The sequence below is a fragment of the Candidatus Kaiserbacteria bacterium genome (assembly GCA_016699245.1).
GTDB lineage: Bacteria > Patescibacteriota > Minisyncoccia > Phycocordibacterales > UBA918 > Damh-18.
This window is the reverse complement of record CP064968.1, coordinates 126,860-151,868: the sequence shown is the minus strand read 5'-3', so window position 1 is coordinate 151,868 and position 25,009 is coordinate 126,860. Positions and strand designations below refer to the sequence as shown.

24 protein-coding genes and 1 pseudogene are annotated in these 25,009 nt (G+C 44.0%); 15 read left to right on the top strand and 10 right to left on the bottom strand.

The window, feature by feature from the left end; translation table 11 throughout:
• Positions 1–6 precede the first annotated feature (6 nt).
• From IPH92_00635 to eno, 5 genes and pseudogenes are all read left to right on the top strand, one after another.
• Positions 7–297 (top strand): hypothetical protein, encoded by a 291-nt coding sequence (locus tag IPH92_00635; GenBank protein QQR65073.1) that lies wholly within the window; start codon positions 7–9, stop codon positions 295–297.
• Positions 298–716: 419 nt separating this feature from the next.
• On the top strand, positions 717–1,166 hold the full coding sequence (locus IPH92_00630) for an MliC family protein (protein QQR65072.1): 450 nt from the start codon (positions 717–719) through the stop codon (positions 1,164–1,166).
• Between the two features lie 344 nt (positions 1,167–1,510).
• The gene (locus IPH92_00625; GenBank protein QQR65071.1) at positions 1,511–2,977 is read left to right on the top strand and encodes a M48 family metalloprotease; all 1,467 of its coding nucleotides are present in this window, start codon (positions 1,511–1,513) and stop codon (positions 2,975–2,977) included.
• A gap of 120 nt (positions 2,978–3,097) precedes the next feature.
• A pseudogene (locus IPH92_00620) lies at positions 3,098–4,616 on the top strand (2,3-bisphosphoglycerate-independent phosphoglycerate mutase).
• A 78-nt stretch (positions 4,617–4,694) separates the two neighbouring features.
• Entirely contained in the window at positions 4,695–6,002 is a 1,308-nt protein-coding gene (gene eno / locus IPH92_00615) for a phosphopyruvate hydratase (protein ID QQR65070.1), read from the top strand.
• Between the two features lie 91 nt (positions 6,003–6,093).
• Here eno and IPH92_00610 read toward each other — a convergent pair whose 3' ends face one another.
• The 5 genes from IPH92_00610 to IPH92_00590 form a co-directional block, all read right to left on the bottom strand.
• Positions 6,094–7,365 carry an ammonium transporter gene (locus IPH92_00610; protein QQR65438.1) on the bottom strand — a complete coding sequence of 424 codons (1,272 nt, stop codon included), beginning with the start codon at positions 7,363–7,365 and terminating at the stop codon, positions 6,094–6,096.
• Between the two features lie 169 nt (positions 7,366–7,534).
• Positions 7,535–8,977, bottom strand: coding sequence for a glutamine synthetase (locus tag IPH92_00605; protein QQR65069.1), 1,443 nt, complete (start codon positions 8,975–8,977; stop codon positions 7,535–7,537).
• A 248-nt stretch (positions 8,978–9,225) separates the two neighbouring features.
• Entirely contained in the window at positions 9,226–10,311 is a 1,086-nt protein-coding gene (pyrC, locus tag IPH92_00600) for a dihydroorotase (protein ID QQR65068.1), read from the bottom strand.
• Positions 10,274–11,218: a hypothetical protein gene (locus IPH92_00595; protein ID QQR65067.1), complete on the bottom strand. Its 945-nt coding sequence runs from the start codon at positions 11,216–11,218 to the stop codon at positions 10,274–10,276. The genes pyrC and IPH92_00595 overlap by 38 nt, the downstream gene beginning before the upstream one ends.
• A gap of 221 nt (positions 11,219–11,439) precedes the next feature.
• Positions 11,440–11,730, bottom strand: a complete 291-nt coding sequence (locus IPH92_00590; protein ID QQR65066.1) for a glutaredoxin family protein — start codon at positions 11,728–11,730, stop codon at positions 11,440–11,442.
• A gap of 244 nt (positions 11,731–11,974) precedes the next feature.
• Here IPH92_00590 and IPH92_00585 point away from each other — a divergent pair, with 244 nt between their 5' ends.
• The 8 genes from IPH92_00585 (at position 11,975) to IPH92_00550 (ending at position 16,373) form a co-directional block, all read left to right on the top strand.
• The gene (locus IPH92_00585) at positions 11,975–12,574 is read left to right on the top strand and encodes a septation protein IspZ (protein ID QQR65065.1); all 600 of its coding nucleotides are present in this window, start codon (positions 11,975–11,977) and stop codon (positions 12,572–12,574) included.
• A gap of 127 nt (positions 12,575–12,701) precedes the next feature.
• A complete protein-coding gene (locus tag IPH92_00580; GenBank protein QQR65064.1) occupies positions 12,702–13,133 on the top strand; it encodes a hypothetical protein in 432 nt (143 codons plus the stop codon).
• Between the two features lie 120 nt (positions 13,134–13,253).
• Positions 13,254–14,144, top strand: coding sequence for a L,D-transpeptidase (locus tag IPH92_00575; protein QQR65063.1), 891 nt, complete (start codon positions 13,254–13,256; stop codon positions 14,142–14,144).
• Positions 14,145–14,198: 54 nt separating this feature from the next.
• Positions 14,199–14,570, top strand: a complete 372-nt coding sequence (locus IPH92_00570) for a hypothetical protein (GenBank protein ID QQR65062.1) — start codon at positions 14,199–14,201, stop codon at positions 14,568–14,570.
• Positions 14,468–15,001, top strand: a complete 534-nt coding sequence (locus tag IPH92_00565; protein QQR65061.1) for a C39 family peptidase — start codon at positions 14,468–14,470, stop codon at positions 14,999–15,001. Before IPH92_00570 ends, IPH92_00565 begins: the two co-directional genes overlap by 103 nt.
• Before the next feature lie 179 nt (positions 15,002–15,180).
• A complete protein-coding gene (locus tag IPH92_00560; GenBank protein ID QQR65060.1) occupies positions 15,181–15,426 on the top strand; it encodes a type II toxin-antitoxin system HicB family antitoxin in 246 nt (81 codons plus the stop codon).
• Position 15,427: 1 nt separating this feature from the next.
• On the top strand, positions 15,428–15,643 hold the full coding sequence (locus IPH92_00555; protein QQR65059.1) for a type II toxin-antitoxin system HicA family toxin: 216 nt from the start codon (positions 15,428–15,430) through the stop codon (positions 15,641–15,643).
• A gap of 346 nt (positions 15,644–15,989) precedes the next feature.
• Positions 15,990–16,373, top strand: a complete 384-nt coding sequence (locus IPH92_00550; GenBank protein ID QQR65058.1) for a hypothetical protein — start codon at positions 15,990–15,992, stop codon at positions 16,371–16,373.
• Between the two features lie 54 nt (positions 16,374–16,427).
• On the opposite strand, the gene IPH92_00545 is transcribed toward IPH92_00550, so the two are convergent.
• Positions 16,428–16,958: an NAD(P)H-dependent oxidoreductase gene (locus IPH92_00545; protein ID QQR65057.1), complete on the bottom strand. Its 531-nt coding sequence runs from the start codon at positions 16,956–16,958 to the stop codon at positions 16,428–16,430.
• Positions 16,959–17,179: 221 nt separating this feature from the next.
• On the opposite strand from IPH92_00545, the gene IPH92_00540 reads away from it, so the two are divergent.
• Positions 17,180–18,652, top strand: a complete 1,473-nt coding sequence (locus tag IPH92_00540) for an HlyD family efflux transporter periplasmic adaptor subunit (GenBank protein QQR65056.1) — start codon at positions 17,180–17,182, stop codon at positions 18,650–18,652.
• Between the two features lie 4 nt (positions 18,653–18,656).
• Positions 18,657–21,767 (top strand): efflux RND transporter permease subunit, encoded by a 3,111-nt coding sequence (locus IPH92_00535; GenBank protein QQR65055.1) that lies wholly within the window; start codon positions 18,657–18,659, stop codon positions 21,765–21,767.
• Positions 21,768–21,843: 76 nt separating this feature from the next.
• On the opposite strand, the gene IPH92_00530 is transcribed toward IPH92_00535, so the two are convergent.
• The 4 genes from IPH92_00530 to IPH92_00515 are packed head-to-tail and all read right to left on the bottom strand — an operon-like array spanning position 21,844 to position 24,928.
• Positions 21,844–22,716 carry a hypothetical protein gene (locus tag IPH92_00530; protein QQR65054.1) on the bottom strand — a complete coding sequence of 291 codons (873 nt, stop codon included), beginning with the start codon at positions 22,714–22,716 and terminating at the stop codon, positions 21,844–21,846.
• A gap of 5 nt (positions 22,717–22,721) precedes the next feature.
• A complete protein-coding gene (locus tag IPH92_00525) occupies positions 22,722–23,699 on the bottom strand; it encodes a fibronectin type III domain-containing protein (protein QQR65053.1) in 978 nt (325 codons plus the stop codon).
• A 5-nt stretch (positions 23,700–23,704) separates the two neighbouring features.
• Positions 23,705–24,340 carry a hypothetical protein gene (locus IPH92_00520; protein ID QQR65052.1) on the bottom strand — a complete coding sequence of 212 codons (636 nt, stop codon included), beginning with the start codon at positions 24,338–24,340 and terminating at the stop codon, positions 23,705–23,707.
• A gap of 36 nt (positions 24,341–24,376) precedes the next feature.
• Positions 24,377–24,928: a hypothetical protein gene (locus tag IPH92_00515; GenBank protein QQR65051.1), complete on the bottom strand. Its 552-nt coding sequence runs from the start codon at positions 24,926–24,928 to the stop codon at positions 24,377–24,379.
• Positions 24,929–25,009: the final 81 nt, after the last annotated feature.

The window sequence follows — 25,009 nt, the reverse complement described above, 5'->3', positions numbered from 1 at the left end:
ATCCTGATGTTAGAGTTACTGTTTCTGTATTTTGTTGGTTTTATCGTCGGTCTTGGGTTGGGTATATTTTCTCCCATACTCGTAACCGCATGGATGATTGTTCTTTTTGGAGCACTTGGGATTGTTATCGTTTCCGAGGCTGTGGGACATTGGGGGTTTGGCCATCGCTGGCATGATCACCGTTTGGGTTTTTATATCTTATGGCCTGCGGTTGCTGTTTGCACTCTACTCGGCTTCCTTTTTGGGACCGGCACAGTGGGCAACTTCCTTGTCGCCGTTGGTACACTTCTCAGTTGATTTTCCCTACCCACAATCCACCAAAATCGCCTGACCTTGGTCAGGCGATTTTCTTTGTTCCCAGGGGAGCCCTAGGGAACTTAAATTGTCATACGACCTAAACAGTCCATGTAATGGAAGAATCCTCCTGTCGACGGAGCTTATTAAAAGTTTCCCGAGGTCGGTCCTCGGGAACCTTGAAAAAACCCCTCCTAATCCGTGTCTCACTTAATAGACACCAATAAGAGTACATCACTTGGAATGAATAATGGCTGAAACAATAATGTAATAAGGTTCAACTACGTGAAAGTAGAAACGGTAACTTTTATCAATCCTTCCCTGCCAGAGATTTTCAAAACCTTGATACTTTTTTACTTTTCTTTTCACTCTCCTTTTCACTTTTCATGTAGTAAGTTCGAACTTGTGGTATCGTATGAGATATGCAAACAACTCAAAAAAATATTTATATTATTATTGCTATTATCCTATTTGTATTTTTTGCTGTCGTATGGAAAAACGGTTCACTCAATAATTACCTTCCTTTCTTTATGACGACTGATGGCTGGAATAAATATGAACGTGAAATAAACACACAAGAACAGGATGAGTCGTCTATTGTTTCTGTCATATATCATTCTGGACAAGAGTCTCTCGCTGTCAATTTTAACAATTCACATAATACAGTTACTTTTACACACCCAAAAACCGGAACAATAACTTTGCCTCAAGCCATCTCTGCTAGTGGTGCTCGGTATGCTAATGCAGATGAAAGTATTGTTTTCTGGGAACACCAAGGGGAAGGTTCTTTGTCTGTGAGTAGTATTGAGGTCTTCAAAGGAACCCTTAATTCAAATGCCCCATCAGATGAAAATACAATTATGGTTAGATAATTGCGAACGGTTTTTCATTATACACCAGTCCGCGTTCAGGAAATAAATAAAAATCACACCTCATACGGTGAGCAAATTACAGTCCCTTACTCTTTCTTTGCATACATACATTTTTATATGCATGTTGATTATGTAGTATACTTGGGACTTATGTAACACATTGATATGCACGATAAAAAACCAACGATTTTTATTGTTCTCGACGAGTGGGAGCATCGCGAGGAAACTCTCGATAGTGCCATTGCGGAAACTCTTGCACTTTTTTGATACGATTCCCGGAGTCGGACCTTGAGAACAAGGATAATATACACTTCTAACATATACAGTGAAGTATAATAAAGTGTATGTCATCTGTTTTTATATATATCATAATTGTCTTTCCCCTAGCATTCAAAAATGATGTAATTGCGAGGTATTTGGGAAAACTATTCAGTCAGACAATTTTTTCTAATAAAAAGAATGAGACCTATTGGACGGTTGTTGATCGTGTAAAAAGAAAACGCGCATATATTATTCTGGCACTTATATTCCTGATACTTGGCATATCGTATCTGGCATATCAACTCTTTGTACATACGACGTACCTGCACGACACGTATATTTATAATGACGTGTGGTTTAGCATAATACTTCTTGTTGTTGCATATTTTGCTCAAGAATTCATTGTCCAAAACGGAACACATACTGATCACACAAAACACGTCGACAGAGTTACGATACAAAAAATTCTAGAAAACTTATCAAAAACGGCAGGCATCGAAACGCCACAACTGATTATGTATGCAGGAAATATGCCAAAACTCTTCTTACACCTAAGGACTATTGGTGCCCCACAACTACATGTCAGTACGAGTTTACTTCAATATTTTAGTGTGAGTGAAGCAGAAGCATACATTGCACATGAAATTGGCCACTATCTTTCCGATGAGATATCAACGAGAAGGACTGTTGAATGGTTAATTACTATAACTAAAGTTGTTGGGCTACTCTCATTCTTACTTCTCCTTGGAACCATACACCCGTTTTTACCACTCATATGGCTTGGAATGTATGTCGCAATTGTCGTCGGGATATTTTTAGATGAGCATAAATCATTAAACAACACTATTGGGGCTGGTTTAGTCTTTTTAGTGATGAACCCGATTCATTTGATTATCGTACTGATCACGGGATTCATTTACTACACCATGAATTATGGTGAGGCAATTTATGCAGACCTTAAAGCACTTGAACTTACTCGTCATCCACAAGCACTCTATTCTGCATTGAACAAAGTATTAATGATTGTACAAGATGAGACATATCAGGAATTTGCCTACTACTCACCTTTCTTTTTAGCAAGTACGTCAGAAAAAGATCAATCTTTCGAAGAACAACTCATTGAAGAAAGGTTACGACTAATAAAAAGTTTTGACCCTACAGTTACCGAGTCGTATAGCCCAATAAAATTATTAGCCTGCAGCGTGTGCGGCCATACACTTACACAGATTGATGCATTAGGGCCACACGACATACAGAGAAAGGCCTGGGTATGTGGTGTATGTATTAACATCTGGTTTGATAAAGGTTCATTCTATTCACTATCGAGTATTGACACCAAGGATTATTTTGTAAAATATCTAGACTCTGGTACACAACGGAGCAATACGCAGCAACCTTATATGTGTCCTCACTGCCTGGTACCACTATTCGACATACATGGTGGAACTATCCCAAAAGATATTCATATTTACTCTTGTTCCAGTTGTCAAGGTAATTTAGTAAGTATCAATGATTTCTTAAATTATACACAATATAGACTCTCGCTATAGGTTTTTGATGTCTGACCTCAAGAGCAACAGGACACAACTTTCTATCTTTTTTTAACATATACATATCTATAGATACACACAAATTATGTAGTATACTTGGAACTTATTTAAAATATTGATATGCACGATAAAAAACCAACGGTTCTCATTGTTCTCGATGGATGGGGGCATCGCGAAGAGACGCGCGATAATGCCATAGCAGAAGCGCCGACACCATTTTTTGATTCCTTGTGGAATACCTATCCTCATGCGCTTCTTGAAGCAAGTTCGGAGAGTGTCGGTCTTCCCTCTGGCCAGATGGGAAATAGTGAAGTGGGACACATGACCATCGGTGCAGGTAAAATTATTGATACCGACTTACTCCGCATATCAAAGGCGGTAAAAAATAATGAGTTTGCGACGAATCCTGCTTTTATAAAACTATTTGACCATGTAAAAAAGCACGATTCGGTGTTGCATATCAAAGGGCTCCTCTCCCCGGGAGGAATCCATAGTCACAGTAGCCATCTGTACGCTTTTATGAAGGCGGCAAAAGAGGCGGGTGTAACAAAAATAGCCATTCACGCATTTACCGACGGACGCGACACAGGGCCACGAAGTGCAGCACAGTATCTCAAGGAACTTGAGGACGTCATCGATGATTTAGGCATCGGATTTATTGCCACCACCGCCGGACGTTTCTATGCAATGGATAGAGACAACAACTGGGACAGGCTCGAGCGTGTTGAGGATGCAATTTTCCATGGACGATGTGATAACACTGAGCATACATGCAGACCATCTGAGATAATGGAGAAGTTGTATGCAGAGGGTGTCTTTGATGAGCATGTGAAACCCACCGTTTTCCTTGATGAAGAGGGGCACCAGTACACGGTGATGGATCATGATGGAATTTTCTTTTTTTAATTTCCGCTCTGATCGAGCGCGCATGCTCTCGAGTAAAATTGTGACGCATGCAGAGAAGAAGGATTTGTGTTTTGTGACACTTACCGAGTACGAGAAAGGAATTCCTGCGCATGTTGCATTCCCTCCAATAGAAATTACGACAACGCTCGCAAAAGAAGTTTCTGATGCCGGACTTTCACAGGCACACATTGCCGAAACAGAAAAGTATGCGCATGCAACATTCTTTCTCAATTGCTGCCATGAACTTCCCTACCCTGGTGAGGAGCACATTCTCGTACCGAGTCGCAAAGACGTACTCACGCATGACCTCGCGCCAAAAATGCGTGCAAAAGAAATTGCTGATAAGGCGCTCGAATCCATAGAGAAAGGAACTGACTTCATTTTTATCAATTTCGCTAATGCCGACATGGTGGGACACACCGGCAATACAGAAGCGCTCCACATTGCACTTACAGAAGTGGATACGCAATTGAAGCGTGTGGTGGAGGCGGCACTTTCACACGATGGGGTTGTGCTCATTACCGCAGATCATGGCAATGCAGAAGAAAATATCAACCATGAGACGGGTGAAATGCATACCGCACACACCACCAACCACGTCCCCGTTATTGTGACCTCCCATGAAGAAAAAATTGAAAACGGGACACTCGCTGATGTGGCGCCCACTATCCTTCACTTAATGAATCTTCCACAGCCGGCAGTAATGACCGGCAGATGCCTCGTACACCCATAACAAGGGTGTGACGAAAAATAACTTCCCTGTATACTGTGCACTTGCACTTTATATTTATTAACGTATTAAATAATCAGCATGTCTAAAATTGTAAACGTACAAGGACGAGAAATTCTTGATTCACGCGGCAACCCAACCATCGAAGTTTTGGTAACTCTTGAAAGTGGAACGGAGGGAGTAGCAATGGTCCCCTCGGGCGCATCCACCGGTGCACACGAAGCAATAGAACTCCGCGATGGTGATAAGGCTCGCTACAACGGAAAAGGAGTTTTGAACGCGGTCGCTCATGTAAACACCGAACTCAAAGAGGCTGTTATCGGTATGGAAGCAAGCGACCAAAAGGCACTCGATGATGCCATGATTGCACTTGATGGTACAGAAAATAAGGGACGCCTTGGAGCAAATGCAATCTTGGGTATTTCACTTGCAACCGCTCGTGCATCTGCACTCGAGCAATCAATTCCCCTCTATGCGCATATCAATACACTGTTGCACACTGATAAAAAAGTCGCGCTTCCCGTCCCTATGTTTAATGTCCTCAATGGTGGTATGCATAGTGACTCGGGACTTTCTTTCCAAGAGTTTATGCTCGTCCCTACGGGCATAGCAACATACAGCGAACAACTCCGAGCTGGAAGTGAAATATTTCACGCACTCAAAAAATTACTTGAAGCCAAGGGCTTTGTCACCAGTGTTGGAGATGAAGGAGGTTTTGCACCACGTCTCACGAGCCATGATGAGGCATTTGAGTACCTCATTAAAGCGATTGAAACAGCGGGGTACGTCCCTGGTGAACAGGTATCTATTGCACTCGATACCGCATCAACTTCATTCTATGACACGGGTCTCAACCAGTATCTCCTCAAGCCAGAAAATAAAAACCTCAGTACCGAAGCAATGATTGCACTCTACGAAAGTTGGATTCAAAAGTATCACCTCGTTTCCATTGAGGACGGACTTCAAGAAGATGATTGGACTGGATGGGCAACGATGAAAGAAACACTTGAATCAAAGAAGCGTTTCGTATTTGCGTCACACCCAGAAAAACTTGAAACAGCATTTATGCTCGTTGGGGATGATTTGCTCGTCACCAATCCAAAGCGCCTACAGCAAGCAATTGAGGGAAAGTCATGCAACGCAATTTTGATTAAGGTAAATCAAATCGGCACCCTCTCAGAGACTCTCGAGTGTATTCGACTCGCACAGACACATGATATCCGTGTTGTCGTGTCACACCGTTCAGGAGAAACCGTTGACGACTTCATCGCCGACCTCGCCGTAGGTACCGGTGCAGAGTGTATTAAAACAGGCTCCCTCTCACGCGGTGAACGCCTCGCAAAATACAACCGCCTCCTCGCCATCGAGTCCGAAATTTCTAATCCCTAAGGTTCCCCTAGGGATTACTTCCAATTTGAGCAGATAACTCAAAATCACCCATTACTGGGTGATTTTGTGTATGGGTGATTTCTTGTTTTTATTATTGGAGACGGTAGCCCATTTCACCGTGGCTCGCTATGTCGAGTCCCTCTTCCTCTTGCTTTGAGGTTACACGGAGTGGTGTAAACATCGAGAGCACTTTGAGAATGATGTAGGTCGCGACGAACGCATAGAGTGCGGTACATAGTACAGCAACAATTTGTGTCCATACGAGTCCTGCATTTCCAAAGAGTAATCCGTCGTTCCCAAATGAGTTCACGGCTTTCTCAGCAAAAACTCCCGTGAGTATTGCTCCCACGAGTCCTCCCATACCATGTGCTGCCCACACATCGAGACTGTCATCAATACTCGACTTATGCATGCGCCAGTACACCGCGAGATAGGTGACGACTCCCCCGATGAGTCCAATAGCAATTGCTGATACAGGACCAACGTAGCCTGATGCAGGAGTAATCGAAACGAGTCCACAGACTGCACCAATAGCCGCTGCCATCGCAGAAGGCTTTCCATTTTCCGCATATGAGAGAATGACCCACGCAAGGGCTGACGCCGCTGCTGCAATATTCGTTACAACAAATACTCCCGACGCAAGTGCTCCTGCACCAAGTGCAGAACCCGCATTAAAGCCAAACCACCCAAACCACAGCAATACAGCACCGAGAATAACAAACGGCACGTTGTTTGCATTTGAGGATGGATGTCCTGAGGTAATACGCTTACCAATGAGGAGTGCTGCTGCAAGTGCAGAAAAACCTGCACTCATGTGTACGACAGTACCTCCTGCAAAGTCGAGCGCTCCCGAGTCTCTGAGCCATCCTCCAATCCCCCACACCCAGTGTGCAATCGGGTCATAGACGAGTGTGGTCCAAAGTAAAGTAAAGGCGACAAGTGCTTTAAACTTCATACGCCCTACAAACGCACCAATAATGAGTGCAGGTGTAATAATGGCAAACATTCCTTGGAACATCATGAACATAAGGTGTGGAATTGTCGCTGCGTAATCAGCATTCGGGGCATACCCGACACCCTGAAGTGCGAAGTAATCCATGCCACCAATAATTCCTTTAATATCTGTACCAAACACAAGACTGTACCCTACAATCACCCATTGAATACTCACAAGTGCAAGAATAATAAACGATTGTTTAAGGACACTCACCACGTTCTTTGCAGATACCATGCCACCATAAAAGAAACCGACAGCAGGTGTCATAAGCATCACGAGCGCAGTAGCCATGAGCATCCACGCGGTATCCCCCGAATTAATACTTGCAGGATCAAAATCGCCCGCAGAACTTCCGGCATACCCCATTGCAAGGAGACTTACAAAGCCCCCGAGAATAAGTAGCCAGAGTGAATATTTTTTTAATGAGTTCATATTACTTTTGTGACTAATAAAATGGTCTTTCTAAGACTCACCCCTATATCACATTTCTTTATGCACACCTCAAAATGTATCCATAGGGGTGAGTCCGAGACGCTTAGAATTTTGTCCAAAGGAACTGGTTGGTCACCTCATGGTGATAGAGCACCTCGGATGCCTTAATGTAGCTTCCGAGTGCCTTCGGCGATCTATCGGCTGCAATTTGCTTGAATAACGCGATGCGCTCTTTACTTTCCTCACCTAATATTTTGCCAATGAACTTACTCGACTTAAAAAGAGCAATCGCATCGTTGATATTGTCGGGCAAGAAGCGAAGTCGGTCACGTTTATTTTCATCCTTCTTGAGTGATTCTCCCTCAAGCCCAATTTTGAGAATCGTAAAGAGAACGAGGTATGGATTTGCATCCGGTGCTACTGAGCGCACTTCAATACGAGCTGTTTTTTCATTTCCTACAGGAATACGAATCATTGAACCTCTGTCGAGTGCCGACACTTTAATTTGATTGGGCGCTTCAAAATGCGGGTCAAGACGTCTATAACTATTGACTGATGGATTGAAGATAAGACATATCTCCGGTGCGTGATTGAGCAATCGTGAAATAAACTCCCATGCAATTTTTGAAAGACCATCTTGACCCTTTGCTTCATGGAAAATGTTCTTCCCATTTTTTTTGAGTGAAAAATTCGTATGCATGCCGGAGCCATTGATACCGGTAAAGGGCTTGGGCAGAAATGTTGCCGTCATACCGAGGTTTCGAGCAACTTGTCTGCAAATGAGTTTATAGAGTTGCACATTGTCAGCAGCACGCATCACTTCCGCATATGAGAAATTCATTTCAAACTGCGACGGTGCTACTTCGGGGTGATCCTTCTCATTTTGGAATCCCATCGCTCGTTGTGCTTCAGCACACTGATCAATAAAGATGCGGAGTTTGTCCATGGGAAGCGAGTGGAAATATCCACCTGAGCTCACCAGTTTAAATCCCTCTCGTGAGGTAAAGTGTTGCTCAGCTTCCACCCCGTCGACAAGGAATCCCTCAATCTCACCTGCAGAATACGCAGTGAGACCCTGCTTCTTTTTTATCTCCGTTGTGTACTCTTTGAGTCTCCCTCTGAAATCATTTACATACGGAGTTCGGTCACGATTGAGTACGGTGGCAAAAAAAATGACCTTTCCAGGTCCGAATACATCTGCGGGGAAAAATCTAATACTTGCCCAATCTACTTCAATACGCAAGTCTGATTCATGTTGTTGTGTGAATCCTCTGATTGATGAACCATCGAAGGTGAGATTTGAAAGTGAACTCAAAAGAAAGTTCTTATCATAGTCAAGCATATGGAGTCTTCCTTCAACGTCACTAAAACATATAGTGACTGCCTTGATACGCTTCTCTTTCGTGAGGTATTCTGTGTACTGCTTTTGGAGTACCTCGGGCGAAAGCTTCTCTGCATCCTCTTTTGCTTTTAGATTGAGCGCTTCAAGTTCTGCGTAACTTAACTCTAAAAAGTTCTTGAGTTCTGATTTATATAAATTATTCATAAATTAATATAATTACTACCTAAACTATATTAATAGTATACATAGTTATTATAAAATAGATAATAATTAGCAAGAATAACACAATAAACTTACTTTTTAACAGTTTGTCAAAACACGCGTACTTATTGAATTTAGGCAATCACTGTTTGAACTACTCTGGAATAATGTATCTCGGAAGTAGCAGTTAATAAAAAACAACCCTGACAACAATTAAGTGTCAGGGTTGGGTTAACGTTCTCGCTTTTGATTCAACCAACGAGTTTCCACGGAATCTCGGAGCCTCCTTTGAAGACCTGAACGCCTCCGATCTTCTGCGGAACGACATGTGCCATTCGTTTGATGGTCATTGTCTCCGAACTCACCTTCATGCCATACAGCGCGAGAAAGTTCTCGGACATGAACGGACCGAGATGTTGGAGGGCGTTGTCTTCGTCGAAGATACCTGTGTAGAGCTCGACTGCTATCGGTGCGGTGAAGATGCCTGCCGCGCAGCCGTAGCAACGAGACTTCACACTTTCATCATGCGGAGCTGAATCGGTTCCTGCACCAAAGCGGCGATTGCCCGATGTCACATACTGCCGGACCCTTACGCGATGTTCTTCGCGCTTCGGCACAGGCTTGCAATAGTTGCCTGGGTTCATGCCACCCGAGAACATATCGTTGCGATTAATCATCAGATGATGAGCAGTCACCGTCGCATAAATGTCATGACTTGCTTGTGCTACGAAGTCAGCCGCGCGTCCATCCGTGAGATGTTCGAAAACCACCGGCAGTCCTGGGAAGGACTTGAGAATGGGCTCGAGGTCGCGCTCAGCAGAAACGATTTCGCGATCAAACTCATCAACATCATCTTCGACCGCTTCGAAGTGCCCGAGGAGCGGAATCCTGTGTTTCTCCATTGCCTCGAACACCTTATAGCGGCCGAGAAGATTCTTCACGCCGTGTGCAGACCCGGTAGTTCCACCTTGGCCTTTTTGATTGGCCATATAGAGTTTTACCGCACGCCAGACACCTTCTTCGAAACCACGCACAACTTCCTCGGGATCGATGTGATCCGTTAGATAGAGCGTCATACACGGTTCGAATTGATCTTTTGCATTCCCGATAAAAGGAACGCGATTCATGAAGTAATTTCCACGCACTTCACTAATCCGGTGACGATAGGCTTTCGCTTTCTCGATCGTGGAAATCGGATCTGCTAGGTTAGGCATGATGACCGCTCCCGTCGCACGCTGCCTGAGCGTAGACGGAAGAACGGCTTCCATCATGTCGTTATCGCGGATGTGAATGTGGCGATCAAACCACCGAGGGATTGTTACCGAGGTTTCTTTCATGAGTTTTCTCCTTCATTTCTTTGTTGACGAACGAGGTTGGTTTCCACGGAGTCCGCAGATGAATTGCTCCGAAACTAATCGCTTTCGCGCCGAGTTTCCGGAGTTTTTCCATGTCTTCGAATTCCATGACACTTGGACCAATCACGGGGATTAATCCTTGTTTTGCAAGGGCTTCAACTGCCACCCAGTTATGTTTCTGTGCAGGCTTGCCGGAGACGCCTCCGCCTCCGCCACCGACTTGCTTCTCGAGCTTTGCCAAAGGAGTCAGCTCACCGTTAGTGAAGACTGTCTTCCACGGTACGCTGTTGAGAGCAATCGCTTCAGCGATACCAACAAGTCCGCGCGCAATGGCGAGATAGTCTTGATCGGCTGAGAGTTTGACGATGATGGGATGACGCGAAGCGCGTTTGACCGCCTTCACACTATTCACCACCATCTCTGCTTGCTCGATTGCGTGGCCGCTATTCGGACATGAGACGTTCACTTTAAGCGCAACAAGATCAAAGCAATTGAGCATCTCCGCCATTTCCACCAGTTCCTTCTCCTCGCCAAAGATAGATCCGGCAGTCGGGAACTTTTGGAAATCGATTGTGGGACCGACTTCACGGCACCACCACTCGACACCAGGGTTGGTGAGCCCAACCTTGTTGACCGCTCCGCCTGGAATCAGGCGGACACACGTCCATGGCTTCCACCATCGCAAATTCCCAGGACGCGGGTTGCGCGTCAGAGACTTGATGACGGTAGTGAAGAGTTGGGGTTTGATGAGACCGAGCCACACGAATGGTCGTTCCCAAGGCCAGCCCCTGCCATCGAAGGCAAGAGATCCGCTTGCGACCATGTGTTCGAAAGCATGTCCATTTGTGAGAGTAATCATGAGAAAATCCTCCAGTTTTGGTTGTTTCAATGTTCAAAAGAGCACATTAAGCCGTGCTGTTGGCTTTACGAACTGAATCGACTCCAAAGATACCTTATCCGAAAATAGATATAAAATCAAACGTATTTGATTAAGACATGAGCAACTCCATTGTCTGAGATCATTACTAGTATGGACAATAAATAAAGTGTCGCAGTTACTCATTGCGCAAATATAATCTTTAGAATTCTTTTAGGAATTACACGAGATAATTACTCTATGGGACACACACCACTGCTCTTTTCTGAATCTGGAGAAGAGTCCTCGCCTTGTACTACCTGATACTTCGCATTAATATGGTCGATAATATTCTGTGATTCATATAGGGACACATCTTCATCAATGAGAAACGGGACTTGTCGTTTCCCTCCAAGGGTAATGAGTTCATTCATAACAGCATCATCTGCAATATTCTTCATTTCATACGGAACACTTTGTGAATCAAGTACCCCAAGCACTCGAGCGCAATATGGGCATCCTGTTTTTACATAGAGAGTTATCATAAATTGAGTATAAATAGATTAAGATGAAAATAAGAAAATATTTTTTCTAATACGGACAATGCGCGACCCTGTGCATGTAATCGTCTGCTCTGTATCGTCGTAGTATACCACTGTGCGTTTCCATAATTTCTTTCTTGCATGATTTATTTGTCATTCATAAATAGCAAAATCTTTTAGACTCCCCCATCAAATTTTATGTACCCTCGTACAAAGATTCTCATTCAAATCCTGTATACTATGTAAAATGAAAAAACATAGCCATATTTGGAAGATACTCATATTTGATATGTTTGTGATTGAGTTTGGCCCAGTGGGTGTATTCTTTGTTGCGTATTATCTCTTTGATTTTCTTAAGGCAGCCCTAGCCCTCGGTGCGGCAACGCTCGTAGCGCTTGTGCTTTCACAGTTTGTGAACAAGCGAGTACCGTGGTTTGCGATTTTTTCTGGCTCTATCACTATCCTCACTGCCCTGCTCACGTACATATTCACTGCCCCCTGGATACTTATCATAAAAGATTCTGTGTACTATGGACTTTTTGCTCTGTTTTTAGGCGTCAGCCTATGGCAGAAGAAGTCTCTTTTCAAGACTTTTTTTGGTCATATCTTTGCTATTACTGAGGAGGGCTGGCGCATACTCGAAGGGCGGTGGTTTATTTTTTTTGTATTCTCTGCTGTTTCGAATGAATTAGTACGTATGTTTCTCTCGGCCGATGAATGGGTGCTATATAAGCAAGCTATTGTATTTGTCTTCCTTGGTTTTGGCCTCTACCAATTCCGCGTCAGTATGAAACATCGCCTACCCGAAGCAGACGCTATCGGCCTACGGAAGCTATATAATAACTAGAATTGTTACTATCAATAATCCACATAATGAGGATTAAAGTATTATTTTTATATGTATATAATATATAATTAACCAGTGCAATACTCTTTTAATCAATAATAGTTTCAAACACATCTATTTTAGATCTATGCAAAAATTAATTACTACTTTCAGCATCGTTGCATTTATGCTCGTTGCTACCCCTATGGCTCAAGCACAAGTGGAAGTTGATGGAGTACCTGGTACAACCACAAATAATAGTGTTTCTTGTCTTAAGGCTACGGTAAAGACTCGAGAAGCAACACTCAAGACAGCAGTAACAACTTACAACACTTCAATCCTTAAAGCGTACACAGAGCGCGGAGAGGGGCTCGAAGATGCGTATTCGCAAGAAAATAGCAAAAATATTAAATCCTCAGTCAAAGAAGTGTGGGGAGCCTTCAAGAAAGATATAAAGGATGCGCGCACAGCCTGGAAAAATGCAAAGAAGGGCGCGTGGGCAGAATTCAAAACAGACCGTAAGGAATGTCGTACTGAAAGAGGTGTTGACGATTCAGCAAACATAGGAGGAGAAGTATAATACGCATACATCAAAAACAACTATCGAAGCATATTCGATAGTTGTTTTTTGTATACTATGTAATCATCTCCGCACGTACACCTGTTACACAGTGTGCAAAATAAGCATATACTTGAGTATATGGACCGAAGCACTGAAAAGCAGGTAAAACGCATACTTTTACGTATGTTCTCTTTCTTATGTATTCTTGCATGTTTATATGCACTATGGATTTTTTATCAAGGTTCTCGAAATAGTAATCAAGGTACTGTTCCCGGAAGCATTGAGGCAGTGATTACTCCATCGACTCCAAAAGCGAAAATAGACGAAGGAACAGAGGTTCCACCTCCCAAGAAACTTTTTACATTTATCACTATCAAAGATAGTTGTGATGTTCATTTTTTGGGCGAGTGTGTGCGTGTGCGCGGGGGCCCCGGTGTCTCCTTCCCCGTAGTCACGAAACTGCGCAATAATATTCTCCTTATGGTGAGCACGACTACTGTTGAGGCTGACGGTCATACGTGGTATCAGATTGTCTTTGATGAATCACTCGCCTATCCTGAGCGTGTTGCAAGCAAATGGTATGTGGCGGGAGACTTTGTTGATATTTTTACTGATGAAGGTAATAAAACAATCTGGGAAAACGAGAGTGCTACCACCACAAAGCGTGTCATTGTCGACAGGAGTGAGCAAAAGCTCTATGCGTACGAGGGCGAGACACCTTTTATGGAAATAAGTATTTCTACGGGACTTGAACTATCCCCTACTCCGCGCGGTACATTTACCGTATTTAAAATGACCCCGACACGATATATGCAAGGTCCACTTCCTGGGTATACCGATGTGTATGATTTGCCCGGAGTACCTTGGAATCTCTACTTTACTAATGAAGGCGCAGTGATACACGGTGCATACTGGCATGATAGTTTTGGTATACCCTACTCGCATGGTTGTGTAAATCTACTTCCGAGTGATGCAGGAAAACTTTACGCATGGGCTGAGTTGGGCATGAAAGTAACCGTGCGGGACTAGACCACGTAATGTGTATTGTTGGCAAGGGTACTCACACGGTACACTGATAACGTTTTGCTGAATACAAAGTTCATTGTTGGTGTTGTGTGCGCAAGTGCGATTTTTATCGCACTTGGGCTTATACCAAGCACTACCATTACGTACAGCGCTCCTATCCCTGCTACCACCATTAGTGCACCTATTACCGAGGTTGCTACTTCCTCGTCTCAGACTATTGCAGAAATAGATACAGAAGAAGAAGTAATGACTGAAGAACAGTCGCTACCAGAAATACTTCCTGAGCCAGAGCCCACCCCAGAAGTGGTTATAGAAGTGAAAGAAAAGTGCAACAACCGAAGGCTGATGTTACACAAAAGACAGATGTCTTCTCCGTTCCCTTCTATTCTCAACTCACCGACATCACAGCGCCTGCGTGGAAGAAAATAGGTTGTGGTATTGCAAGTCTTGCAATGCTCATTAAGTTTTATAATCCCGATTCATTCACCTCAGTCGACACACTTCTCAAGGAAGGTATTGCTATAGATGCATACTCGAGTGCAGGATGGACCTACGCAGGACTTATAGAAGTCTCACACAAATATGGTCTCGACGGCACCACGCACGATTTTGGAGGTTCGAGCATGGATGTCGCATTTGCTGCATTTGAAAAAGCACTCATCGTAGGACCAGTGATGGCATCGGTGCATTACACCTTCACTCCCACCAACCCCATTCCGCATTTAGTAATTGTAAATGGTATCAAGGATGATACGCTTTTCTATAATGACCCCGCGGAGCCAAGAGGCAATGGTTCTATTCCTGTTGCTCAATTCAAATCATCCTGGAAAAAGCGATACATAGAATTTTTCGTTTCGTAATCTAAACATCTAAACAGATCCTTCCTGTTTAAACAAAAAAGTTGTATCGTATCATTTAGCAGTTAGCATCGTGTCATTTTGATACGAAGTGATGGATAGATTGTACTGATTGGCAAAAAGTACTCACCGAAACAATAATTTTTGTTGATGAAATTATTGTTTTCATGTATCCTATATATATGAAAGAAGAAACCCTACAATATAACGTCATATTTACCCACGAACCGGAAGGGGGGTTTACGGCTCAAGTCCCGTCGCTACCGGGTTGTGTTAGTTATGGTAAAGACATTGCTGAGGCAAAAAAAATGATACTCGATGCCATAGAAGGATATGTTGCCTCGCTTGCAAAACACAACGAACCAATACCTTCAGATAAAGAAAACTACGTAAGCCTCATTTCTCTCCCGAGGGTAATGAATGTGTGACATGCCTAAGTTGCCTGCATTGACGTCTAAAAACGTTCTCACAATTCTGCAAGAGAATGGTTTTGAGATAGATCATACAACAGGAAGTCATCACATTATGTATCACTCAATTTCAAAAAAGCGTGTGACTCTGCCATATCATTCAAAGGACTTACCGAAGGGAACATTACTTTCCATTATTCGCATGAGTGGAATTGCAAGAGAATCTTTTAAGTAGATATGGAGAAATGGTAGCTGACCCCATTACCTCTCTACAAAACCCCAACAAACAGAATTCACATTCCGGGTTGTTGGGGTTTTAATTTTTGTCGACAGGCATCTAACTAAACAGGTCCTTCCTGTTTAAACTAAGGTCCTTCCTAACTAAACAGGTCTTTCCTGTTTAAATTAATGTTTCATGTATCAGTTATAAATTTGCAATTTACTGAGAGTTATTGCATAGTTGCAGTTCCGGCACATTTTATCAAAGGAGATACAAAGTGAAAAAAGAGGAGATAGCACGAGAAAATCATTTGTTCCTTGTAGTAAAAGTTCCAGCTTGCTTGTTTTCTGAATGTTTTCAAATGACGTTCAATGACGCATACTTCCTCATGCAAGACATCAGGATCGACAAGCGCGAACCTGGCCCGGAAGACTTTTGTCACTGTGCTTTCGATGGCGGGTATGTAGGTGTGACAGCGCAAGCGGCTGAAGTCATCAAAGATGAAAGTATTGACATGTTCACACTGGCGACTAAGCTGTACAATGCTTTCAAGCCGGGCGCAGATACAGGCGAAGTGAATGACCGCGTGACGGTAACGGTGGGAAATCATTCATTCGTTTTCGCAATCACTGACTATGAGACAGCTGATCCAGAACGGGGCTGGACTAAAGTTACCACCGACGACCTGCTTCAAGTACCGATTGAGCAGAAAGTAGATCGACGCGTCATCATCAGTCTTGCATAGTAGCCACCCCAGGGAAAAGCTTTCCCTCGGGTGGCTTTTCTTTTGTCCGTGAATTTATATTCGGAGATTCTCGATTGTTTTTTCAACAAGGTCCTTGAAGGCGACCAATTCCACATCAGTCTTGTGTGCAACTCCAAGGAGTGCGAGAGGTTTCAGAAAACTCATTTTGCACAAGAAAGCAGTCTGTTCAAGAGGGCGGAGTAGTTCCTCAATAGTAAATCTGTTGTATCCTCCATGCTGATACGCTTCCTCGGGACCAAATGCTGAAAGTACAATCTGCAACTTTTTGTCTTTTAATTTATCGCCCCCTTCACCATAGGCAAATCCGTATTCGAGAGCACGGTCTTCCCACTCCTTAAAAAGACCTGGAGTTGAATACCAATAAAATGGAGTCTGCACTACGATAATATCTGCTTTCAAAAGACTTTCTTTTTCTCTCGCAACATCAATCTCCCAATCAGGGTACGTTTCATAGAGCTTTCGAGTTTCCACACCTTCTTTTCCCTCAAATGCCTTTAATACTTCTTTATTCACGCGAGACTTATCGAGATTTGGATGTGTGACGATGTGATACACGTTTTTCATAAGATAGATTGATTATTGTAGGGGAATACTTCTTTATAAACTCAAATATTTTTGTGCCTTTTCCACTGCATCTTAGCACGGTGGCTCTTTTTTGTATTAAATTGGGAGAATACAGGCCCATTATTTATTTCTATTCCATCACAGAACCACAGCGCAAGCATTGACTTTCTTGAAATAATCATGTAGAGTTTTGGTCTTAGTTTCTTTATATTTTTTACCGTATGATTCAATCAATAACTGGTTTTCTTCGGAAAACAGTCGCTTTCTTTATGCCTCAAAGCACTCGTGCTAAGGTCTTTCGTATTGGAGGACTCATGTTGGTGCTTGTGATACTCGTTATCCTCGTTACTGGTGATGACACAACTACTGATGTAGCAGAGCCCTCCCTTCCTTCCGTCACTCTTGCGACCGTAGGGAATTTTGGTAGTGAAAGCACCTTTTCTGTAGTGGGTACCGTGCGTGCTATCTCCGAAGCAAGACTCCAAGCAGAGGCTGGTGGGCGTATCACCACCGTCAATACAAAAATTGGTGACCGCGTCACGGCAGGCAGCATTCTCGGCTCGATTGAGAATGGCAGTGAGCGTGCACAACTCCTTCAAGCAGAAGCTGGATATGAATCTGCACTCGCGAGTGCAGCGGTAAGTGAAATTTCTGTGGGGGACGCAGAGAGCGCACTCCTCTCTGCTGAAAACAGTGCCGTCACTACCTACCGCAATGCGTATATCTCTGTACACGACATCACGCTCGACACGGTTGATGTATTCTTTGGGAATCCTGAGTCACCCACTCCTGGTGTTCGTATTAGTTCTGAGGGTAAAAGCGACTACCTCAATACGTCACGCTATGCATTCGGAAAGACGCTTATACTTTGGCAAAAAGAAAGTACGTCACTCACGACGTCAAGTGACCTTGATGATGCACTTCGTGATGCAGAGGAACGTACAAAAGATCTTATTAGTATTTTAGATGCACTCGTCTATGCTGTAGGCAAGGCAGAAAATAATGATTCTCTCAAAGACAAGCTTGTCAGCGAATATATGCCCGGACTCAATAGTGCACGGACCTCCCTTAACGGTACCCTCAGTGCACTTGCAAATGCAAAAACAGCTCTCACCAATGCTCGCGAGAATGTGCGTCGTGCGCAAATTGGCGGCACCGAGAATCCCACAGCATCACTCGCAAATGCACAGGTGAAGCAAGCACTCGGCGGACTCAGAAGTGCACAGGTAAACTACGAGAAAACATTGGTGCGAACACCTATATCGGGCATCGTGAACGCGCTTAACATCACACAAGGTGAATACATCAGTATTGGTGCACAGACCGCAATTGTTGCAAACAACGGTCAAATCGCTCCTGCTATTGACCCCACAACGGGAAAGAGTGAGGTGAAAATTAGTGTCGATGAATCTCTTTCACTCAAGAATGGTAGTACGGTATCAGTCGTATTTTCTGAAAGTACAAAGAAGGAATCAACAGTAATAGTAGTACCCTTAAAGGCAATTAAAATGCTCGCCTCAGGCTCAGTGGTCTTTGGTGTAAGTGACACGAATACCCTTGAAGCGTATCCTGTGATACTTGGTGCAATACTCGGAGATTCAGTCGAGGTAACAGAGGGTATTACTCGCGAAAGTCGCATCATTACTGACGCCCGTGGACGCAAAGAAGGTGACCTTGTATCAGTAACCAAATAATAATATGCATGCACTTTGGTTTTTCTTTCTTCGAAAACGCGAATTTAGTCTGCTTCTCATTGCAGCGCTCGTTGGTATTGGACTCTATTCCCTCTTTGCGATTCCTAAGGAATCAGCGCCAGAAATCATTGTACCGATTGGTATTGTGAGCACGATATATCCTGGTGCATCTGCACTTGATATTGAAGAACTCATCACCAACAAACTCGAGCGAGAGATAAGCAATGTCGATAACCTCGACTCACTTACCTCAACATCGCGCGATGGTGCGTCTATTATTGTAGTCAACTTTGATGCGAGTGCAGATATCGACAAATCTATTCAAGATTTAAAAGATGCAGTAGATAGAGGTAAACAAGACCTTCCTACTGATGCCACCGATCCACAGGTAAACAAAGTAGATTTTGCCAACCAACCGATACTTCAACTCTCCGTATCATCTGATTTGCCGGCGCTTGAATTTACTGCACTCGCTGAGACCGTGGCTGATGAATTTAAAAATGTCCGTGGTGTTTCAGAAGTCACCATTGAAGGTGTTCGTGCACATCAAGTACAAGTATCAGTACGTGAATCGGCACTGAATGCATACGGACTCACCCTCAGTGATGTCTCACGTTCACTCGGACTCGCCAACCTCACGTTACCCATAGGTACCGTGGTGACTGATGACATTGAGTATGCAGTACGCTACGAAGGCAAACTCAAAGAAGTGAGTGAAATTGAAAACATTCCCGTGAGTATGGGTAGCGGCGTACCAGTGTACGTACGTGACGTTGCAACAGTGAAAAACGGAGTTGAGCGTGAGACGAGTATTTCTCGCGTTTCCGTAGCGGGTGCTCCGGCAGAGTCTGCATTCACACTCTCAATCTTTAAGCGTGCGGGTGTGGACGTAACCGAAATGTCGGCTGCTGCACTTGAAAGAATGGAATCCATGCAAAAAGAAGGTGGTCTCCTCGCCTCTTCACAAGTTCTTGTAGTCTATGACCAGGGAGAAACCGTGCGCACCGACCTTTCTGAACTAGTTACTACGGGTTTTGAGACTGTCGCGCTCGTCATCATCTGCCTCCTCCTCACGATTGGATGGCGCGAATCCCTTGTAGCAGCGCTTTCTATTCCACTTTCTTTTGTCATTGCATTTATCGGACTCTACGCGTCGGGTAACACTATTAACTTCATTTCTCTTTTTTCACTTATCCTTGCAGTGGGTATCTTGGTGGACTCAGGTATTGTGATTACCGAAGCGATTCATACACGCATGCAAAAGTACGGCAATGCGGATGAAGCGGCAAAAGCTGCAATCAAGGAATACGCATGGCCACTTATCGGAGGCACCATGACCACCATTGCAGTTTTTGCACCACTCTTTTTTCTCTCGGGAATTGTAGGTGAATTCATTAAGTCAATTCCCTTCACCATTATCTTTGTACTTCTTGCCTCCATTATTGTCGCGCTCGGCATGGTACCACTCATTGCGGTGTACCTCACCAAGCACTCGCATGCCAACCGTTTCGAAGCAAAGCAAGAAGAATATACAAGGCGCGCACAGGCATGGTATCGCAGTCATCTCATCACGTTTCTTAAGAATGCACGCGCACAACGATACTTCTTCATTTCCTTGGGTGTTGGCTTCCTTCTCGTCTTTATCCTTCCCATAAGCGGACTCCTTAAGGTTATCTTCTTCCCGCCTGAAAACGTGGACTTTGTTTTTGTGGAATTAGAGACGCGTCAGGGAACCACACTCGCGGAGACCGACCTTTCACTTCGTACTGCTGAAGAATTACTCTATGACAAAGGATACATTGAGTCATTTACCTCGACTGCAGGTGCGGGGTCTTCCTTCACGGGTGAGGGAAAAAGTGGGCAAAAATTTGCTAACATCACACTTACGCTGAAACCAGAACGTACTGAGTCAAGTGAAGAAATTGCGACAGACCTTCGTGACACACTCGACGTAATACCAAATATTGATGTAAAGGTTGCCGAACAACAAAACGGCCCGCCAACGGGTGCACCAGTGACGCTTAAATTTATTGGGTCAGACTTAAACGAACTTGCGCTCGCGGTGGAAAACGCAGGGAGACTTCTTGAATCCATTAATGGGACACGCGATGTAACACTGAGCACCAACAATAGCGCTACCGAGCTCATCCTCGAAGTTGATAGAAGCAAAGCAAGTGCTGCAGGTGTCTCACCAGGAATGATAGGCGAAGTGCTTCGTTCTGCAGTATTCGGCGTCACTGCGACGACTATCACCGAAGACGGTGACGATACCGATGTCATAGTAAAAATTGAAACTGATGCGAATGAAACTGATTTTGCCGCATCACCAAAAGTCACCCTCGATACCCTAAGGAACCTCACCGTCATAAGTGTGACGGGCAAGCCGGTGCTCGTCGGTTCTGTAGTACGCGACCGACTTGCACCCGCAAACTCAAATATTGCACATGAAGACGAAGAGCGTATTGAAACAGTCTCCGCGTATACCAAAGATGGTGTGACCGCCGCAGAGATTGTTGCAACATTTAAGGCGAAAGAGGCGGAACTCACACTTCCCTCCTCGGTACGCATCTCCTACGGTGGAGAAACAGAAGACATCAACAAGTCATTTACCGAAATGGGGCTTGCCTTCGTAGCAGGACTTGTCCTCATGCTTGCAATTTTGGTACTTTCCTTCAACTCTATCCGTTACTCTATCTACCTATTGCTTGCTGTACCGCTCTCACTCATTGGCGTCTTTGTGGGGCTTACTATCACTGGCCAAGCACTGTCCTTCACATCACTCCTTGGAGTCATCGCACTTGCGGGCGTTATCATCAATCACGCCATTATCCTGCTCGACTCAATGATCCACTACCACAATGCAATGAAGCCTGGGGATTCACTCATTGAGGTGGTTGCTGACGCGTCCGTATCTCGCCTTCGACCAATATTCCTTACCACCATCACCACCGTAGTTGGTATGATTCCACTTTCAACCATCTCTGATTTCTGGAGCCCGCTCGCATTCGCCATTATGTTTGGACTTTCCTTTGCAATGATTCTCACCCTCGTTCTCGTGCCTGCTCTCTTCTACAGAAACGAAAAGAAAATCGAAGAAAAAAGACGCGTGGTATAACTCATACCATCCCCAATTAATCCTCCAACACCAAGTCTCGATATTTTCGGCTTCGACGCATATCGTGTGTTTTCGTTTATTGCTTGAGGTATCTTCTTCGAACAATGAAAACCCCAAGGAGCGTGAGCGCAATTACGACACCGACGACGATGATACCGAGTGTATTGTATCGTGTCGAAACTTTGATTGACGTACTATTTCCTGCATGGTCATATGCAATAACAATTATCTTCGTCTTTCGTTCTTGATCATGTAATACATACACACCATTATTCACTTCTGTGGTCGTGGTGCCTTCCACAACTTCATACCTCGCGATTCCAGAGATATCATCAATTGCATTCCAACTCAAAAAATGCTTTCCATCATACGCATCTATATCTTGTGAGATTAGAATATCTTCAAAGCGAGGCGGTGTTGAATCGATCGATGCTGCGTTTATTTGATTTGGTTCATTCTGAGCAAGTGATACGGTGAGTGAACGTGAGGAAACACCTTCTTTAGTACCGATTCCATCACTCTGATATGCTGAGCCTCCGAGCCACGACGTGGTAATTTCTCCTGGTTTTTTTGAAAAGATTCTCATGCGAAATAGTAATACGTCTCCGGAAAATGTTTCGGGAGTGCCGCCGGTGAATCGAATCACCTTTTCTAAAGGTGAGTACTCAGGGATACTTGGCCAGAGTGTCAGTGCGGAACCACCGGTTTCAACAATAATTGAGGAGACGGCTGATAGTCCTGCACCAAAGAGCCCTATCGTACCCTCAACCGCATTAATGGGTACCCCATCCGGATTCATCCGCACTTCAATAATTGTTGCCGTATCATCGGGCACAAGTGCCGGAACCACTTCAAATGTCACGTGCGCTGCAAAGGTGATTTGCGCACAAAAAAACAATATGATAACCACACTGATTTTATAAAAATGAGAAAGATGCGTGAGTGTCATACAATTTATTTATAGAGAATCGGCTTTTTACCCCATTGTGTCAGAAGAATAGAAAAATCAACCACGTTTACTTTTGTGTCACTATTGATATCCACACAAGGATTGGGGAATGGTGCAGGTTTGTTATACGACATGAGGAAAATTGAAAAGTCGACCAAGTTCACAATCTTATCTCGGTTAAAGTCACCGCCCGAGCAAGACCGAGACTTACTTTTTGACCCACTGCTTCCCCCTCCTCCCCCACCACCACTGGGTTCACTCAGTGTCGTAAATGATTGGCTTGCATACGAAGAATCAGAGCCAAACAGGACTTGCACATGAAACCAGTAGTTGCCGATTATTGGTACCGTAGAACTAAGGCTCGTATCCCAACTCTCTCCCGGAAGAATAAGTTTTGCTGCGGTGGAATTAAAAATATCATCCCCTCCTCCACACAGATTAACGTCAGAATTCGTCACACACCACGTGTACTGGTACTCGTATGCAACCGCACCTTCGTTGGTAATTCTCACCGATGTACTGATAGTTGGAATGGTTACATCGCTCATACCAGTGACGAGTACCTGAGCGGGAGCACCCGGTGTTGCGCTCACCGGTGTAGAAGCGGGGCCTTGACCAATCGCATTCACTCCAGAAACCCTAAAATCATAGGAGGTATCATTGGTAAGACCCGTTACTGTTACTGATGTACTTGTTGAAACGGAGTCAACAAAAACAGCCCAAACGCCCCCAGTTGTGAGCTTATATTCAATCACATAATCAATAAGTACCGATCCCCCATTCGATGCTGGTGGCGACCATGAAAGATCGACACTTCTGTCAGAAATAGAGACTGCGAGATTGAGAGGGCTGAGTGGAGTAAATAAGCCCGTTGTTATGGTTGCATTAATATCTGCTGCATAACTCACCACAAAATAACTGAGAAAAGCAGTAGCGCACAGGATGAGTATAGAAAAAACAAAAACGTAAGATTTTGAGACCATTAAAATTACTCTTGTGTTTTCTTTTTTCGTAAGGAAACGTCCAGGGAAAAGAATCGCGCAAAGATAAAAGCAACGGCACCACACACGAGAAGCCCTAAGCCAATCCATGACCACGGTGCATATATCGTGAGAAATGTAGAAACTCTGTACGTCAGTGCGCTCCAAAGATTTGCATGTACAACATCAAAATAGAGTTTTGTAGCAACAGCAACACCTACCGATGTTCCTGGGCCACCCTCCGCAACTGGTCCGCTTTCGAGAAAAGCAAAATATTCTCCCGGATCAGTTTTCACCGGGACTGACATCGATATCTGAACTTCCTGACTTTCACCTGGTTCTATCGTGAACGTTGCAGGAGTAAAAGAAAACCATGATTTTCCTGGTCGTAGTTGTGGATTGTCCTGATGATACGCAATATTCATTCCATACGTAGTCGTTTCATCTCCGGTATTAAACACACGAAGGCTGGGAAGTGAGTAAATCCCCCCTGGCTTTATGGATTCTGTTACTCGAATCTCACCTGCACCCATCCCCACACCAACTTTCGCAAACATCTCCTCTGAGGAGAGTAAAAATAGTACAGAAACAATCCCAAAGACAAACAGAATTTTTACTAAAACTGAGTATGTGGCTAATCGCATGTAGATAGGTATACCATATTTCATCTAAATAGGTAATTATGGTGTCGTCACCTGCACGGTAATAGTGAGTGACTTTTGGACGAAGTCTGTGGAGACAGTTGGTGTCGTGAAGCGGAAATCAACGTTTTGATTTGTGAGTGAGGCAAACGTTGATGATGCGGTGAGATATACGTCAGTAGCCTGAAGCGTCCCGTATGTTGATCCCGTCGTTGTTGATACTTCGAGTTTAAAAATATCCGAACCAGGACTTGTGCCGAGAGTCCACAATGTACCATTTGTTGCATTGCTCGATTTAACATTAAGCACTGCAGCCGAACCATCATTAGAAACGGTTTGTGTTTGCGCGGTGCCAACGGTCGTTGTTGCGGTATTGAGCGCCACTGAGCCAAAGGCGATAGTACCATCAGAAACAGAGACTGCAAGATTCGTTGCGGTCACGGTAGCAGTCACCGTATCAGTACTCTGTGCAAAAGCATTCATACCACCAAAAACAATCGCGATCGAAAGCATACTTACTACAATGAAAAAAAGTTGGTGTCGTGCTTTTTCTATTACTCCAAAAAGTTGGTGGTGATTAAGATGGTACATAGTATTTAATTAATTCTATTATATTGTATCAAGTAACATCATGATTACTTCACGCTTATCAACATTTTTTATACTTTCTAA